The organism is Micromonospora sp. WMMB235 (assembly GCF_001855515.1).
Lineage (GTDB): Bacteria > Actinomycetota > Actinomycetes > Mycobacteriales > Micromonosporaceae > Micromonospora > Micromonospora aurantiaca.
This window is the reverse complement of sequence record NZ_MDRX01000001.1, coordinates 616,826-633,478: the sequence shown is the minus strand read 5'-3', so window position 1 is coordinate 633,478 and position 16,653 is coordinate 616,826. Positions and strand designations below refer to the sequence as shown.

At 69.7% G+C, this 16,653-nt stretch carries 10 protein-coding genes; 2 read left to right on the top strand and 8 right to left on the bottom strand.

The features are described from left to right. Window positions 1-3: 3 nt before the first annotated feature. From brxD to BFV98_RS02475, 4 genes are all read right to left on the bottom strand, one after another. Entirely contained in the window at window positions 4-1,317 is a 1,314-nt protein-coding gene (brxD, locus tag BFV98_RS02490; protein ID WP_071094726.1) for a BREX system ATP-binding protein BrxD, read from the bottom strand. Then, on the bottom strand, window positions 1,314-4,040 hold the full coding sequence (gene pglZ / locus BFV98_RS02485) for a BREX-2 system phosphatase PglZ (RefSeq protein ID WP_083395220.1): 2,727 nt from the start codon (window positions 4,038-4,040) through the stop codon (window positions 1,314-1,316). The genes brxD and pglZ overlap by 4 nt, the downstream gene beginning before the upstream one ends. Further along, window positions 4,037-7,777, bottom strand: coding sequence for a hypothetical protein (locus BFV98_RS02480; RefSeq protein WP_071094722.1), 3,741 nt, complete (start codon window positions 7,775-7,777; stop codon window positions 4,037-4,039). The genes pglZ and BFV98_RS02480 overlap by 4 nt, the downstream gene beginning before the upstream one ends. Window positions 7,778-7,851: 74 nt before the next feature. Then, window positions 7,852-8,571, bottom strand: coding sequence for a hypothetical protein (locus BFV98_RS02475; RefSeq protein ID WP_071094720.1), 720 nt, complete (start codon window positions 8,569-8,571; stop codon window positions 7,852-7,854). Between the two features lie 255 nt (window positions 8,572-8,826). Here BFV98_RS02475 and BFV98_RS02470 point away from each other — a divergent pair, with 255 nt between their 5' ends. Both BFV98_RS02470 and BFV98_RS02465 read left to right on the top strand, forming a co-directional pair. Next, window positions 8,827-9,510, top strand: coding sequence for a hypothetical protein (locus BFV98_RS02470; protein WP_143025308.1), 684 nt, complete (start codon window positions 8,827-8,829; stop codon window positions 9,508-9,510). Window positions 9,511-9,782: 272 nt separating this feature from the next. Then, the gene (locus BFV98_RS02465) at window positions 9,783-10,664 is read left to right on the top strand and encodes a protein NO VEIN domain-containing protein (RefSeq protein WP_071094716.1); all 882 of its coding nucleotides are present in this window, start codon (window positions 9,783-9,785) and stop codon (window positions 10,662-10,664) included. 307 nt (window positions 10,665-10,971) lie between these two features. On the opposite strand, the gene BFV98_RS02460 is transcribed toward BFV98_RS02465, so the two are convergent. The 4 genes from BFV98_RS02460 to BFV98_RS02445 all read right to left on the bottom strand — a co-directional run bounded on the left by BFV98_RS02460 (window position 10,972) and on the right by BFV98_RS02445 (window position 16,646). Then, window positions 10,972-11,370 carry a hypothetical protein gene (locus BFV98_RS02460; protein WP_071094715.1) on the bottom strand — a complete coding sequence of 133 codons (399 nt, stop codon included), beginning with the start codon at window positions 11,368-11,370 and terminating at the stop codon, window positions 10,972-10,974. Beyond that, entirely contained in the window at window positions 11,363-12,361 is a 999-nt protein-coding gene (locus BFV98_RS02455) for a hypothetical protein (protein ID WP_071094713.1), read from the bottom strand. Before BFV98_RS02455 ends, BFV98_RS02460 begins: the two co-directional genes overlap by 8 nt. Before the next feature lie 90 nt (window positions 12,362-12,451). After that, window positions 12,452-13,648: a hypothetical protein gene (locus BFV98_RS02450; protein WP_071094711.1), complete on the bottom strand. Its 1,197-nt coding sequence runs from the start codon at window positions 13,646-13,648 to the stop codon at window positions 12,452-12,454. 34 nt (window positions 13,649-13,682) lie between these two features. Beyond that, on the bottom strand, window positions 13,683-16,646 hold the full coding sequence (locus tag BFV98_RS02445) for a hypothetical protein (protein WP_071094709.1): 2,964 nt from the start codon (window positions 16,644-16,646) through the stop codon (window positions 13,683-13,685). Window positions 16,647-16,653 lie beyond the last annotated feature (7 nt).

The window sequence follows — 16,653 nt, the reverse complement described above, 5'->3', positions numbered from 1 at the left end:
CGCCTACACGTCCAGCTCGATGTCGGCGGCGCTGGTGGCGTTCCGTTCCACCTCGGTCATCTCGGCCGTGGACAGGGTCGGCGCGTAGTGCAGACGCGGGTCGAACTCGGCGAACTGGTCGACCCGGTCGAGCACGTCGCCCACCAGTTTCTTGAGGAACAGCCGGGGCGCTACCCCGACTCTGCCGCTCAGGCCACCGGCGACGGCCCGGGCCAGGTCAGCGAGGTACGCGTCGTCGACGAGTGTCAGTACCCGCTCCGGGGCGGCGGAGCCGTCCGCGTACAGGTCACGCACCCGCGCGCCCAGCTCGACCAGCGCGTCGACGGTGAACCCGGGCAGCCGCACCTGAACCGCGCGCGGGTTGTCGAAGCGTGGGTCGGTGGTGAAGTCGACCGCGAGCCGCTGCGCGAGCGGCGCCAGTCGCTGGACGCCCTGCGGTCCCTCGTAGAAGGCCGGTGTGCCAGTGATCAACAGGTAGAGGCCGGGAAAGCGGCCCGAGTGCACCTCGTCGATGAGCTGACGCAGCGCGTTCAGCGCCTTGTCCCGGGCGTCGGAGCGGACCCGCTGCAGCGTCTCCACCTCGTCGAGGACCAGCAGTAGACCGGGGTGGCCGCTGTCCCGCAGCACGGCGAGCAGGCCTTGCAGGAAGCTGAGCGCCGCGAAGTGGTCGAGGTCCCCCCGTACACCCGCCACCCGGCGAGCCGACGCGGCGACATGCGGTTGACCACCGAGCCAGGCGAGCACGGCGTCGGCCGTCGCCGGGTCACCCCCGAGGTTCGCGGTGCGGTAACCACGCAGCGCGGCGGCGAAGGCGGGCGCGCTGCGGCTGACCTCGGCCAGCCGCTGATCGAGCAGCACGCCCACCGCCCGGTCCAGCGCATCCGCGTCCTCGGGCGGCACCTCCCCGGCCGCGAGCACGTCCTCTTCGAGGGCGTAGAACCAGCCGTCGATGACGGGCCGCAGCGCGCTCGGCGGAAACGTGGCGGTGGTCAGGCGCTCGGTCAACCGCCGGTAGACGGTTTCGAGCTTGTGCAGCGGTGTCTCGTTCTCGGAGATCTGCACCTCGGCGGTGGCGAGGTTGGCCCGCTTGGCCTGCTCCGCGATCCAGCGTGTGAAGAACGTCTTGCCGGAGCCGTACTCGCCGCGGATCGCCTTGAACACCGAGCCGCCGGCGGTGACCGTCTCCAGGTCTTCACCCACCGTGCCCACGAACCGGTCCAGCCCAACGGCGAAGAGGTCCAGGCCGGCCGAGGGCACCGCCCCACGCCGCAACGCGTCGATGACCTCGCGCCGCCGGGCGGGACTGACGCCGCTCACGCCGCCTCTTTCGGTAGCCCGAACTGGGTACGCAGCAACGCGACGTCGAGCCGGACGGTGCGCCCGTCGTCGATCACCGACAGCACCGGATAGTTGTCGACGTTGAAGATACGTTGGAGGGTGTTGACGAAGCCGCCGGCGCGGGCCGGCAACTCGCCAGACCGCTGAGCGAGCACGGCGGCGGACAGAACGCCCTTCGCCTCGATGAGTGCCCGCATCGCTGCCGCGATCTTCGCGCGGTCGACCTTGCGGGGGGTCAAGCCGTGCTGTGCCGTGAAGAGTTCGGTCGCGAGCAGCGCGGTCACGAGATCGTCGCCGGCCGCGGGTGCCGCGGAAGGTGACGGCGGTTCGGGCATGTCGAACAAGGCGGCCTCTCCCGCGACCACCGGCGCCTTGCGGCGGGCTTTCACGGGCGCAACCGCGGCGGGCACCGATTTGGCGACAGGCGCGCTTGCCTGCCACCACTCGGGTCGGCGCTCCTCCACCGGGGCCCAGCCCTGCGGGACGTCGGCGACGTTGGGCAACAGATAGGCTAGCAGTGGGATGGTCACCTCGGCCAGCGAGGCCCCGCCGTGATAGCCGGCCTTGGTGGGGCGGTAGCGCCGGAGTGGATCCCAGAGTGCGATGATCCGGTTCCCTTCGGACAGCACTCGCGGGCCGCTCAGTTCCACCTCACCCGATCCGGCAGGCCCGGGGCCGGTGCGGTGCCGGGCCGACGCGGCGTCGGCGGCCTTGACGTACTCGCCGCCGCGTTCGAGCACGTGGCCGTGGTCGCTGGTGATGACAACGGCCCGGCCGGAGGATCGGGCGAGGTCCAGCATGCTCCGCAGGAATCCGAGATCTCCGAGCTGCCAGCCGGCCTCGTCGCCCTCCCGGCCGTGGGCCAGCGCGTCGTCCACCGTGTTGATCACTACGGCCACGAGACGCGCCGCGCCGGCTAGTGCTTCGCTGAGCTCACCGGCCAGCACCTCGCCGGCGCCGCCCCGGGCCGGGCCCTTGTGGAAGATCCGGGCGTCGTCGCCCCACCGCCCTTTGTCGAAGATCTGCTGCTCGGTGGCCTGGGTACCGAGCCGCAGCGCACCCGCGAACAGCGAGGTCCGCGACACAGCCGTCAGCGTCGGCAGGGCAGCCACGACGCCGCGGCGCCGGCCCGTGCCGCCGCGAGCCAGCGGGTCGTATTCGACCCAGTGCTGGGACAGTTCGTCCGCGAGTTCGACGCCGACTGCCGCACTCATTCCGTCGAGCACGACCAGCAACACCGGCCGGTCCGCGCGAACCAACGGATCGATGACCCGGTTGAGCAGATTCTCCACCGTCAGGAGCTCACCGTCGTTGCCCGGACCGGCAGTGGCCCAGGCCGCGAGCCGGTTGGCGAAGGCAGCGTCCAGGTCACGGCGTCGCTGCTGCGCCCGGTCGTGGACCGCACGGAAAGCGCGCTGCAGCTCGGGGTGCACATCTTCACCGGCCCAGACGTGATTCAGCGCCAGGTCGACCCAGCCCCACTCCGCGATCTGCCGCTGCGCCCCGTCTGCGACGCTGGCCGGTGGTTCCACAGTGGTCCCCAGCCACCGGACGAGCCGCTGGGCCATGCGCACCCGCCGTATCCGCTCGGCCTCCACCTCCGCCAGCCGGTGCCCGGCCAGTCGGTCGACGGCGAGGTCCAGCGTCGGGTCGGCCGGATCCGTCAGGCCGGCGAGGAGTGCCTGCGCCGCGTCGCCGACCCGCCGGGTGAAGCCCGTACGCAGGACCGGGCTGTGAGCGGCACTGCCGGTGGCGTTGAACAGGATGAGCAGCTGCTCGGCGCGGTCCAGGACGGCGTGCCCCTGCCGCCGGACGTCCGCGTCGCGGTCGGCCAGCATGGCACCGACCACCTGCACGGCCGACTCGGCGAGTCCGCGCACCGCCCGATCGTCGTCGAGGTTGCCGACGTACTGTTCGACGCGGCCCTGGGCCCGCACGGCGTCGGGCGTGTCGGTGGTCCAGAGCGCATCGCAAACCAGGCCCAGCGGTAACGCGTCCGCGCCACGGCCGGCAGCGACGAGCGCGAAGAGCGCCCGGGCGGGACTGCCGAACTGCTCGACCAGCCAGCGCGCCAGACCGTCGCGCTCCTCCTGGCGGATCAGGCCGAACGCCTCGACCGCCCCGGGCTCGACGCTCCACCGCAGCAGGGTCGCCACATCGAGATCGTTGGAGGCGTCTCCCCGCCGCTCCAGGCCGAGCCGCACGGCGGCCAGGTGACGGAGTGCGACGTCCCGCGTCAGCACCTTGGTGGTGAGCCGGGGCCACCCGCCCGGCGGCATCGCGTCGAGCAGCGCCGGGCCGGCCCATCGCTCCGCCTCCAGAGCCATGTCCGGCACCTGAGCCCCGAACGCGTCGACGACCAGGTCCCATGGCTCGACGGTGATCACCTGTTGCCGGAAGATGCGGCTGCGCACCCCGGGGCCGAGAACGGTCCCGGAAATGTCGGTGAGCACCACGAGCACCTCGTCACCACGTTCGGCGACGAGACGCTCCCAGACGGCCAGTGGCGAGACGCACGGCACGACGCGGGCCTGGCGGCCGCCGGGCAGCGGCAACACCGGCTCGTGCGGCCAGGCCGGCTCCGCGCGGACCAGCATGACCGGGTACGGGTCCCCGTTACGGTGCCGGTCGAGTTGCTGCGCAACCTTCTGGGCCAGCGCTACGGGGCTGATTCGCAGCGCCTGGTCGAGCGCCTGCGTCACGACGGCACTCTCCAGGTCACCTCGATGACGGCGCCGGCGTGGTCCCTGGCGAACGCTTGCAACTGCTCCACCGCCCGGTCCATCTCGCCGGCCGGAACCAGGACCCGGCCGTTCGGCAGGGCGCCGCCCTTCGACACGTCGAGGGCGTCCTCGTCTGTCCTGGAACGGATCTTGCGAGGTTCGTCGATGACCCTGGGCGGGGTGTTGCTGGTGGCGCGCTTGAGCAGCGCCGTGGCCTCGGTCTGAGCGCGGCGCAGCGCCGGGGCCAGAGGTGCGGTCAGTTCATCTGCCTGAGCGACCCGACGGAGTTCGGCGAGAATCGCCTCTGCTTCGGCCGAGTGGGGTTCCGGCAGGCCAGCGACGATCTCGAACGTGTCCCAGGGCGCGGCGGCAAGCGCGGCCGCCACCTGGCCGGCGCTGCTGATGCTCTTGCCGGTCCGGTCCGCGGGACCGGCAAGTTCACCGCGCGCGAGCCGTTCGACGGCTTCCTTCGCCGACCGCCCGGTCGCCAGCGCCTCGAGCAGATCCGTTGCCGCACGAGCCGTGGCGAAGCGGCCGGTCTCCCGATCGAGCCGCAGCCAGTTCGCGTGCTGTTCGAGCCGGTTCGCCAGCGTTTGCGCGGCCTCCCGGTGCCGGGACGCCGCAGTGGCCAAATCCCGGCCGAAAATCGCCACCAGCCGGCCCCGGCGCAGGGCGAGCGGCTGGAATCCGAAGATGGCGGCGGCGCGTGTCCGGGCCCGGTCCCAGTCGTCCTGGCCGGGCAGGCTCTCCTCCCGCAGGGTGTGATCGGCGCTCACCTTGCCCGGCTCCGGTGCCGGGATCACCTGACTGCCGTGCAGATGGAACGCCCGGTCGGTCTGCTCCGCGAAGGCCGCCACCACGAGCTGCGCGACGACGGGGTCGAGGCCACGCGGTTTCGGCTCGTCGATCCAGCGAAGCAGGTCAGCCACGCGCAGCTCGCCGGTGATGCCTTCGGCGGCGGCCTTGTGCTGGAAGTGCTGGACCCACTCCCCCTCGATGACGAACGCCGCCTCGTGCATGGTGCCGAGCCGCAGCGGGTTGGCGATCCGGCGCATGGTCTGCCGGTGCGCCCGCTCCACCTCCACCCGCCCCTCCGGCGACTCGACCGCCCGCTGGACGTACCCGAAAACGGTTTTGACCTCGGGGAGCCGCACCGGCTCGCCCTTGCGATCCGGGTCGAAGTCCGGGTGGGCCGGGTACTGCTGCGTGAGCATCTGGTCGCCGATGCTGCGCAGGGCGTCGTCGAACGTGGCGCCCATCGGCAGCTTCGGTTCCAGCGCCCGGGTCAGCGAGTGCAGGTGGTCGTCGAAGCCGAGCTGCACGTCGGTCGGCTGCTTCGCGGCCAGCCCGTACGCCTGGCGCAGAACGCCCTGCATCTTGGCCAGCAGCGCGCTGCGCTGGTTGGTGAGCGCCGCGTGCGCGCGCCGCCGGTCGTCGGGGTTGAGGTGCTCGGCGTGGCTGTCGAACCGCTGCCCCTCGAGCAGCTTGTCGATGATGACGAGCTTGCCCAGTTCGTTGCGGCGCTCGACGGTCAGCGCGGCCGGGATCCAGCAGACGGTGCGTGCGTTGCGCCGGCTGAGGAGTTCCTGCACCCGCTGCCGGTCGTCGGCCGGCCCGTGGCTGCCGTCGTCGAACGGGTAGTCGACGATCATCCGCCAGCCGGCCGGGTCGTTCGGCTGGAACGCCTCGTCGCGGATGTCGTTGCTGTCGCGGACGTTGCCGTAGACCAACTCGATGACGCGCCTGCTGCCCCGCCAGGTCAGCCCGGCCTCGGCGAAGAACGAGTCGCTCCACGGCACGCCGAGCTGCTTCCAGAGCAGCCGCTGGACGATGTGCTTACGCGCGCCCTCGTTGTCGTAGTGCTTGGCGGTCGCGAGCACGCTGTCGACGTCGACGCCGACCAGTTCCAGCGACACCACCGGGTCGTCGCCTTCGCCGATCCGGATCTCGGGGAACTGGCCCGCCCAGTCGGCGAGCTTGCGGTTGACCTGTGCGACCTCGCCACCGGGGATCGGGCTGGTGATGCTGCCGTGGTTGAGCGCGGACAGACGTCGGCCGGTGAGGTTCCGCAAAGCCGGGACGCTGGGGGCCAGGGCGGCCAGAAGCAGCGTCTTGACCAGCCGGTCGTCACCGGTGAAGGCGCGAACGCGACCGGTCACCTCCGGGCTGAGCCGGTCTCCCCGGCGGGCAGCGTCGAGGTCCTCCTCGGTCAGCCCGTGCTGGCCCAGCAGGTGCGGGCGCAGCTTCAGGTCGTACAGCTTCTGGGCCATCTCGAACTCGGCCTTGAGCTTCTCGGTGAAGGGCTGGTCACCGCCGCTGCTGATCACGTCGTAGAGGTCGCCGAGCGGGACGAGCTGGCCCAGGCGGAGCGTGTCCCGCCGGTCGACCAGGAGCTGCCGCATGAGCTTGAGCGCGGTGCGGGACCGCTGGAGCGCGCTGGATACGTGTACGAGGGTGGAGATGAAGGCCGGGCTGAACGGGTACGTCGACCGGAACGCGTCGATGTCAGCGCCGCTGCCGGAGTCGCTGCCGAGCAGCGTGTCGAAGACCTCGCGGCGTACCTTGGTGGTGCTCTCGAAGGCGCGTGAGATCGCCACGCCGGCCTCGGCTGTGACGGGCCTGAGCAGGCGCCGGCGAGCGATCTCGGGGAGGTTCCGGTCCTCCAGACTGATCACGTCGAACCGGCCGCTGGCCAGGTTGAGGGTGTCCTGGTAGCTCAGCTCGTTCGCGCCAACGACCTCTTCGCCGACCAGCTCCCGCAGGTCCCGCTGGCGTGCGATGAAGCTGATCACGGGGATGGGACGGCGGGTGTCGCCGCCCTCGACGAAGTTGGTGATCTTCTGGATCTCCCGGGAGACGAACTGCTGATCTCCGATGGAATTGGCCAGCCAGAGGATCAGCTCGTCGAGGAAGAGGATCAGGCCGTGGTAGCCGAGTTCCTTGGCGTGCCGGCTGATCTCGGTGAGGCCCCGGTCAAGTGAGATGAAGGCTTCGGCGTCCTCGCGGGCGTTGCTGAAGAAGCCCTTGTTCCAGCTGGTCAGCAGGTCGTTGACGAGCTTGCGGCGCAGCTCGTCGCGGTATCCGCCGGCGAACGCCTGGTCCAGCCGCTGCGGCGTCCAGAACGCCTCGGTGTCGCCCCACTCGTCCTCGGCGTCGTCGCCGGGAAGCCCGGCGACGAACTGGGTGTCACCGATCTTCTCCCGCAGCGAGGCGGCCTGCTCGAGCAGCGCGTCGGTGCGGTGGACGGCCGGGATCGGTGCCTCCGGGTGCAGCGCCCGCACCCGGTCGACGTAACCGCCGAGCACCCGCTGCTCCAGCGACCGGGCGTCGAGCAGGTGGTACGGGATGAGCAGGAACTTGCGGCCGTCCAGCCAGACGCTGTGCTTGGCCACCAGCGGGGCCAGCTCGTCGCGGCCACGGGCGGCGGGCTCACCCCGCAGCAGCGCGTGCAGCACCGCCATGAAGTGCGACTTGCCGGAACCGAATGAGCCGTGCAGGTACGCCGCCTTGGAGGCGTGTCCTTCGACAGCCGAGCGGATCAGCCCGAGCGCCTCGTCGAAATTGGCCAGCAACCTCCCGGTGACCACGTAGTCGCGGAGGGTGGCATCGGCGTCGTCGACACTGTCGGAGAGCTTGAGCACGAAGTCGCTCACGCTCGTGCGCTCCGGGATGTCGATGAACTCCCGGAGCAGCGGCGGAGGGGTGGGCGAAGACATGCCCCATACCGTACCGATCACCCGGTCTCCCCTGCGTGAGCCACTGGTCCCGGAGGCGATGTCTTTCGGCGTCGTCAGCCGCCTTCAGGACGACGCCGCCGCCCCCTGCGTTCGTAACGCCAAATTTCGTGATCCAGTGATGTCGGCGACACGTCGAGGAGTTCGGCCGCCATCACCACCAGGCAGGCGGCGGTGTCCGGAGCCACGTCCGTCCTGCCCCCCAGCGTTCGAGCGACGAACCGGCGGATCATTCGGTCGGGTTTCACGCCGGGCGTGCCCGCAAGCATCAGGAGGTAGCGCCACGAGATGCCCGAACCCTGCCCTGGCACCGCCCGCCAGGAGCTTTTCATCCGCGCTTCATCAGGTCCCCCTGCTGCAGCGCACAACTCCTCGCACGTCTCTATCCCCATCTCCAGGAGACCCAGTGCCGCCCGGTGGATCGCTGTTGCCTTGAGCGCAGCGCCCGGCCGGGTCGATGCCCTTTGCCGGTTCTTCACCTGGGTCGCGAACTCTTCGGGTCCGCCGATCCGGTCGTAATGCTGCAGTAGATCGGACACACGATCCCTATCCGGATCCCCACCCTCGGCTCGCCGCGACGACCGGTAGCGATCGACCACGTTCTCCACTGCCCGGTAATTGACACCCATGGACCAGATGGCGTCTATGACGCAGAGGGCAAGGGCGTCCGGATAGCCCAGCGGCATCGGCCGCCAGGTGGAGGACGAGCCGAGGATACTTCGGACAGCACATGCCAAGTGTTCGACGTCGGTCGGTGAGCACCCCACTTTGCGCATGCCCGCCTCCTACTCGCTGCCGATCGTTGTTCAAGCGCCCGGAACGCATCGAGCGTCGCTCGCGCTCAAGTAAAGAACATGGCTACGACAGCAGGCCTGCCGGCCGTGTCAGGGCTGCTCATGCAAGCCACATGGCCCGACGTAACCCGGCAACCGAGAAGGTCGCCGAGTGGCCCTATCGTGTGCAGACAACCGCGCCGCATCCGCAGGCTCGGATCGGTACTGATCCCGCCGGCACTACCAGCAAGGACCCCCATGCCCCGTTACCTGATCGGCATCTCCATGGCCGCTGTTGTCGCGACGTCTCTCGCTCTCACCGGGTGTGGTTCCGAGTCTCCGCGTCCGCAGCCTGCCGCGTCGGATGCAACCGCGCCGTCCACCGCACCGGCTCCCGTGCCCACGCCGCCCGCACCGATATACAGGATCCTCGACAAGCCGGCCCTCACGAAGGCGTTGCTGCCGCTCAGCGCCATGCCAACCGGTTACAGCGAAGACGAGTCCGACAGCTCGGACGGCTCGGACAAGACATTCTGCAACTACCGGCAGCCACACGTCGCCAAGGTCAAGGTTTCCAAGTCGTACCAGAAGGGCGGCGGCTTGAGTGCCCAGCTGATCATGGTGAGTCTGCGGCAGTACGACGGTCCGGAGCAGGCGAAGGCGTCCTTCGACAAGATGGCGAAGACACTGGAGACCTGCCGAAAGGACACCTCCGACGGCCAGAAGGTCACATACGCGCTCATGAACCTTCCGGGAATCGGTGAGAAGAGCCTCGGCGTACGAATCGAACTGCAAGGAGCCACCGCCCTGCAGGGCTTCGCCCTCGTCGGACCGACCTTGGTCGCCGTCGGCACAGCGGGGGTGCTGAACGCCGACGCTGACGAGGTCGCAGACCTGCTCGGCAAGCAGGTGGACGGATACTCCACCGCAGCCGCCGGATGACGGCGGCCGGTCGTCACAGCGTCCAACCCTCCGCTGAAGGACGCCGATGCCGTCGGTGAGATGACATCGAGCCTGTCTGAAGTGATGATGTCGGCATCCGTTGCCACAAGGAGAAAATCTCTTCAGGCAACGCTGAGGCGCGCGGGATCGTCCCTGCCCTCAGCCCGGTTCGGCGACGGCCACGGGAGTACGGGCCAGTGACAACACGGAGCGCGACAGTCGGCCAGAACCCCAATCTGGGGCGGCACCGGGGCAAGGATGGGAATCGCCTGGTGACGGTGGAGAGCCTGGGTGCCTGGATGCTGAAATGCAACCCCGAGGTGTGGGACCTGGCCGCCTTCTTGGCGGACGGTGGAGAGACCATCGACAGGTGGTCAGTCGGTGTTAACTACCGAAGTGCGCTGATGGCGGAAGGCCAGCAGGTCCTGTTCTGGGTGACCGGGCCGAGCCGGGCCTATCCGGAACCGGGACTGTGGGGACAAGGGATGATCCTCGGGCCGGCCGATGACGTCGACACAGCGCACGAGGATCCGGGCTACTGGCGAGACGAGCGGTTACGACGGCAGTCCAAGCATTTCGTCCCGGTCGACATCGAACTCTTCGGCCAGCCGATCCCCCGGGCGAGCCTGAAGAGCAACCATCGTCTGCGTGATCTGGAAGTCTTCCGGCAACCTCAGATGGGTAATCCGCTGGCGGTCACGAAACCGGAACTGGCCGTGCTGAAAAAGCTCCTGCCTCCCCCGGCACGGAAGATCACGGTGACCACCGCCGGCGCGGGCTTCGGCAACCCGGTAACCAATGCAAAAGTGGAAGCAGCGGGGATGGAAGCGGTGACGAGATATTACAAACGCGACGGGTGGCGTGTGCAGGACGTGAGCAAGCAAAATCGCGGCTGGGATCTGACCTGCACCGCTCCGGGTGGTGAGGTGCACCGGGTCGAGGTCAAAGGAGTGAGCGGCTTGACGCCCAAGGTCCTGCTGACGCGCAACGAGGAGCGCTCCGCACGAAAGGAGTCGGGTTGGCGGCTGGCAGTGGTAACCAAGGCACTGGTCGAACCGACCCTTCACTTCTTCGACGCGGACACCACCGCCAGGGCAGCCGAGCCCTTCTTGTTCGAGGTCGATCTCTCCGGGCCCCGGCCTGCCGCTCCGTGATCAGATGCTGCCGCAAGCCGGTGAGCCGCCGGCTGGTGCACGCATAGAAGGGCAGGAACTTGTCGAAGTACAACGGCCTACGCGATCACCTTCGGACGCGAGGTGACGCGGTCACGTACAGCCTGGACGAGGTGTCGGACCTGGTACCCGGCGGCTTGCCACCCTCCGCCTACCGCTACGCGGCCTGGTGGTCGAACGGCGACCGTACGCACTCGCACAGCCGCTCATGGCAAGATGCCGGTTACACAGCGCACCCCGATTTGGCGCTCCGGCGGGTCCGCTTCGTGCCGGCACCGCGCATTGGCCGCTAGATCTCGATCACCGCATTCGGGTCCGCCCACACCGAGCGCAGTTCCACGAGGTCGTTCAGCGGCGAGTGCTTGGCGACCTCGACGATCCCGGTTACGCAGGCGCGGATGGTGTCCGGATCGCGGTCTTCGATGGCCTTGTCGAGCCGGGCGAAGAAGCCCTGATGCAGTTCCCGGCGCTCGGCGAAAACGCGATCCAGATAATCCCGCAGGCCCTGACTCGCCGCGCTGATCCTGGCGATCTCCTTGTCGCGTTCCGCTTCGATGCGGGTGCGTTCGGTCATGTTCGCGTCGACGCGCTTCGCCACGTCGACGATCGCCATGAGGAACTGCGCGGCGTCCGGGGCAGTGGCCATCCAGCCGAGCTTTCCGTCGGCGCTTCCGCGTGCGTCAGGCATGTGCGCGCTCCGGGTCGTAGTCGCGGTATTTGATCACGAGGAATTCACCACTGGGGTCGAGCGTCAGATCCTCGTTCACGACGGGCGCCGCGCTGACCTCGGCGACGCCCTTGACGACGAGCAGCGCCGTCTGGAGGCGGTGCGCGTGGTCGTCACGGGCGAGATCGAAGCCGCCGGGCTCGCGCTCGGCCTGCTCCAGGCTGTCGATCGTCTCGCCTGCGCGCCGCACGAGATCGGCCAGCACGTCCTGCATCTCGTCAACCCGCTCGTCGATGCCGCGAAGGAGTTCGTCCTGGTGGTGGTATTTGGCGATCGCCGTCTTGACGTCCGCGTCGTACTTGGCAATCGCCGTGTCGGCGTCGGACTTCGATTTGATCATCAGCCCGATAGTGAGCGCGACCGCCGGCACCGCGGTGATGATGTTGAGCCGGAGCGCACCCGCCGCGATCCCCCCGCCCCCGGCGACCTTGGCGCCGCCGCCGATCGCCGCGAGGGTGGCGTTCTTCGCCGCCGCACCGCTCAACGCGTTGATCGCCGTTCCGGTAGAAGCCGTGGCCACCTTCGCCACCGTGGCGTAGGCGGCGGCACCGAGGCCGTTGCCCGCGGCGGCGGACACGATGCCGGCCATCGCGGCCGCGACCTCACCGGGGCCGGAGACCTCGGGGGACGCCTCGATCTCGCGACTCTCGGGCGCCTCACCGTCCTCGACGATCTGGCGTCCGCGCATCCGCAACTGGCGCTCGTTGCGCTCGGCGAACGCCTTCATGCGGGGGATCACGGAGTCAAGAGCCGCCTGCTGGTACTCGCCCAACCCTCTCAGCTTTTCCGAGGTGGAATCAGCGGCCGCCCGGTGCTTCGCGTACTCCTCGTCGTGCTCGCTGGTTATTTCTTCCAGCTTGCCCTTCGCCTGATTTTCTATGATCTTGTTTCCGATAAAGCTGACCGCCGTCGTTCCCGCGGCGACGGCGACCAGGACTATAGGGAACGGCACGGCCCACCTCGAAAATTGATAGTTGCTTCCGCGAGCGACACCCTAGCAAGCACTTTCCCCTGAGCGCACCGGCCAACAGTCCCGGCATATTCATCCGACCGCCGCCGTCATGAGCTTCGCGCGCCACGTCGGCTCCTCCTCGCCGGTCAGCAACAGCACTCCGCTTCCGGCGCAGATGGCCGGCCAGACCGGATCACTGCACCGCGAGACCAGCAGGACAGCGGTGGCGGCAACGCCCCGGGCGGCCAACCGGTGCCGGTACTCCAGCAACTGTCCGAGACCGAGCCGGAGCTGCTCGACCTCGTTGCCGGCGACCACGCTCTTCACCTCGGCGATGAACCGGCCTCCGTCCGCGTCCCGCCACGCCACGTCGGCGTTCACCCCGGCCAGCCCGGCTCCCGCGGTCAAACCCGAGCGGGACAGGTGGGCGATCAGCGACCGGCACAGGCGGTCATGCTCGTCCACCCCGGCCCGGTAGGCGTCGGCGTCGAACGACCGCTGCGCCGGCAGGTCGCCGGTCGTCACACCGGTGTACGGCCGGTCGAAGCCGTTACCGACACCGGGCAGCGCGTCCGGGTCGTCACCGTCCAGCAACTGCGACGCCTGCCACGCTCGCGCGACGACCTCCGGGCGGTACCGGCCCTCGAACGAGTACGGTCCGGCTGCCACCCAGCACGACAGCAGCCGCACACCGGCGATGACCGGCGGCTGCCGCAGCAGCCAGCGTGCCGTGGCGAGGTCGGGGCAGGTGAGGAGGACCTTGTCTTCCGCGAGGGTCCTGGTGCGGTCGTCCGCCACGGCGATGCCGCGGCGCTCCCACTCCTGCGGATCGATCGCACCGGCCTCGATCGCCGAGAGGATCGGCGCGGCGTGGGAGCGGAGCCAGACCTCCTCCCCTGTCTCGTACAGGCCGAGGATCTCCAGCATCCCGACCGTCAGCCGCAACATGGCGGGTGCGGCATCGTCCAGGTGGGACAGGATCCAGTACCTGCCGGCGGTGCCGGCGGCTTCCGGTACGACAGTGCGGGCCACCCAGCCGGCGAACGCCCAGGCATGACGGCCCGTCTCGTCGAGGCCGGCCGCCCAGTCGCCGTCGACGGCGCCGGGCACGGGGGCGAGCGGCGACGGCTCGGGAGCCTGGAAGACCCAGGCGGCCAGGTCGGCGGGAGTGGTGAACTGCCACAGACGGGAGCGGCGCGCGGCAAGCATCTCGGTCACGTCCGCCACGTCGTCCGCGTTCCACCATCCTCCGCCGGCATCGGCCTCGGCCTCGGTCAGGTCGCCCACGCGCGGCCTCCAGTTCTCGTCGTAGAAAGACGTCTCAACGCTTCTTCTCGTGAGGCCCCACGTAGGTGTGCGTGTCGGGCAGCTCGCGCTCCACGATCTGGAAGGAGCGCGCCGCTTCCTTGAATGCCTCGATCCGCTCTTCGGAAGCCTTCGCCCCAGGCGGGAGCCGTCGCAGGTGACCTGGCACTTTGAAGCCTCGCCGGTGCGGATGCCACTCCGTGGGCGTGGCCCGGTACGTCTCCACGGCTTCCACTCGTGGGACGTACCGCAGCAGCGAAACGCGGTGTCGGTCCGGCTGAGGCGGGTACCAGGGCCGCCCACTGCCGTCCAGGCTGCCCTGCACGCGCTGAATACGACCGGAGCGCAGCAGTTGGTCGACGGCGCTGCCGATGCGGCTCGCACGGTGGCGCGGAAGCCCGAGAGCGAGACAGTTCCGCACGAGTGCCTCCTCGACCAGCGTGGCGGTGCCGTCGACGCTCAGGTAGCCGAGCTTACGCAGGGCACGGAGGACCCAGCTCGCGTCGGACAGGTCCGGAGCCTCCCGATCCTGGTCGAAGCCAGGGGCACTTTCCCGGGTCACCACCTGGGCGTCGTATCGGTGCAGGAACTCGACGCCGTCAACCTGCTCCGGCTGCGGCAGCAGGGCCGTGCGCGCCTTGATCATCGAACCGCCCGGCCGCCGGCGGAAGGTAACGATGACACCCGGTGCGAGGCTGCGGGGCCAGCGAATGTCGGCGAGTTCCCACTGTCCGCCACGGCGGCGCACGGTCACCTCCTGCACCTCGCCGACCGACGGGCGCCGCGTCTCCTCATGGTCTATCCGCAGGCGCAGTCGCCCCTCCTGCCACGACTCCCCCGCACGTGGTTCGGGCAGCGCACACCATCCGCCGGCGATGTGCATCCGGTACAGAGCGGTACGCCACGCCAGCTCGCGCGGACGGGACGGCTCGTTCTCCTGCGCCGGCAGCCACCAGGCGTGGTCGCTCTCCTCGTCCGGGCTGGTGGGCTTGTAGCCGACGCCCCTGCCGAAGTTGCGAGCGATCATGTCGAGGTCGACGCGGAGACGGCCCTTTGCGCCCCGGCCCCCGTCTGCGGAGAGCGCGAGCGCGGCAAGGTGGCCGGCGGTCTCGGCACCACGGTGTGGACGCGCGCACAGGTCGGCGTGGACAGAGATGTGCTGACGGAACGACGCCACGTCGACGAGAAGTTCGACTGTGTCGTCCGACAGCGAGAATCCCGGATCCGGCGGAACGGTGCCGGTCCGTAGGACGAGCTGCACGTAGGCGGCCGCCTCGGGGTCCCGGGCGACCAGGTGTACGCGCGGCTGGTTCTCGCCGATCTCGAGAGCGGCTCGGCAGACGGCCTGGGCCGACGCGTCCTGCGGGTTCGCCGCGGCACCGACGCCGGTGTGCATCTCGCCGGCTTCCGTCACCCAGGCGTATCCGAACCGTGGGCTGCCCGGCACCGTGTGCGTCTCCACCACCGCGAGCTCGGCCGGCGTCTCCGGTGCAAGCCGCTCCCGTGCTGCTGAGCAGACGAACGCGTTGGGGCTTTCCGGGGCAGTGGGCACCGGGCCAGCCACCTGCTGTCTCAGCTCGGCGATGGCCTGGTCGACCTCCGCCTCGAGTGTCGCTTTCGGGGTGGGCAACGTTTCCGCCCGCTGCGGAGTTCGATGCTGCCGTACCCGCTCGGCGACCTCCTGGACGCAGGTGGCGCACGGGTGCGGGTCGTTGACCTTCGCGCACCGGGCGCGGTGGTCGGCGCAGGCCGACGCGACCAGTGCGCCGAGTTTCGGGTCGGCGCGGGTGAGCCGGGCTGCGGCCTCGGTGAGACATGCGGCGCGCAGGCGTTGCATGGGAAGGGTCCGATGGAATCGCACGGCGCGCAGCCGCAGTTCCTTCAGCCTGAGCCCGGACATGGCCCGACGCGCGCCGGCCCGGGCGACCGCCTGGACGTCTGCCCGCAGACGGTCGGGTCGCACGCCTGCCCTGACGCCTCCGGACGTCTCGAACTCGGCCGCGCTCTGGTCGCGGGCCGCCCTGATGTGGGAGTACACCTGACCGGAGTGGGTGTGCCACCGTTCGACAACGGCGGGATGGCCGAGGAAATCGTTCGGCCGGGTGCCGTAGGCGTCAGCGTGCAACACCCGCAGGAACGCGTGAGCGTCCATTCGCCGCAGTTCCCGCACCGGGGGCGGCAGGACCCCTTCCGCGTACGCCGGGTCGAGCCGGCTGTCCGCGAGCCAGGCCCAGTATCCGCTGGTCGGCACGTCGAGCGCACCGAGCTGCAATCCGCGCCGTCGAAGAACGGCGGCCAGGGCCTGCCGGAACGCCTCGCCGCCGACGTGCTGCATCACCATCGCGTCGAGATGGTCCGGTGCCTTCGATGCGGCGCGGACGGCGGCGAGCCGCTTCTCGTAACGCTTGTGCAGCCGCTGGAGCGCGTCGCCGCGCTCCGCGGCGAGAATGCCCGCGACGCGGGCAAACCGATGGTGGGATCGGTGGTCGAATTCGACCTGCGCCACCAAGGCGTCGCCCTCGGCCGACAGCTCCGCATAGCGCAGGGCGACGACTGTCTCGTTCTCATCAGCCAGCGCGGTCAGTGCCTTGAGATCGGCCTTCGCGAGCCGGCGCTCACCCTCCTCGACCCGGGTCCGCAGCAGCGTCGCCAGTTCGGCGATGTTCTTGCGCAGTTGATCGGCACGGCTTCCACGGGCACCACCCACCGAGGCGGGCACTTGCGGCGGCGCGGCGGAAGCCGGAACACGCGCCGTAAGCGGGGCAGACGGCGCCTGCTCCTTCAACAGGAGGCCGTAGCAGCCGTTGCAGAGCAGCGACGACCAATTTCCGGCAACGACGCAGACCAGCCGGGACGTCTTCTTCCGGTCGCAGCGCGTACAGCGGAACGCGACACGGTCCTGAAGCCGGAACTGTTGCAGCCGTCCGCGCGCCGGAAGGGCCGTGCTGACCCTCCAGCCGAACGGCAGACCCGCGTTCATCGCTCCT

Excerpts from the sequence above, each read along its gene's own strand:
- BFV98_RS02470 (WP_143025308.1), top strand. The coding sequence starts at position 8,827 with ATGCCCCGTTACCTGATCGGCATCTCCATGGCCGCTGTTGTCGCGACG.
- BFV98_RS02460 (WP_071094715.1), bottom strand. The coding sequence starts at position 11,370 with ATGCCTGACGCACGCGGAAGCGCCGACGGAAAGCTCGGCTGGATGGCC.
- BFV98_RS02480 (WP_071094722.1), bottom strand. The coding sequence starts at position 7,777 with ATGTCTTCGCCCACCCCTCCGCCGCTGCTCCGGGAGTTCATCGACATC.
- BFV98_RS02445 (WP_071094709.1), bottom strand. The coding sequence starts at position 16,646 with ATGAACGCGGGTCTGCCGTTCGGCTGGAGGGTCAGCACGGCCCTTCCG.
- BFV98_RS02475 (WP_071094720.1), bottom strand. The coding sequence starts at position 8,571 with ATGCGCAAAGTGGGGTGCTCACCGACCGACGTCGAACACTTGGCATGT.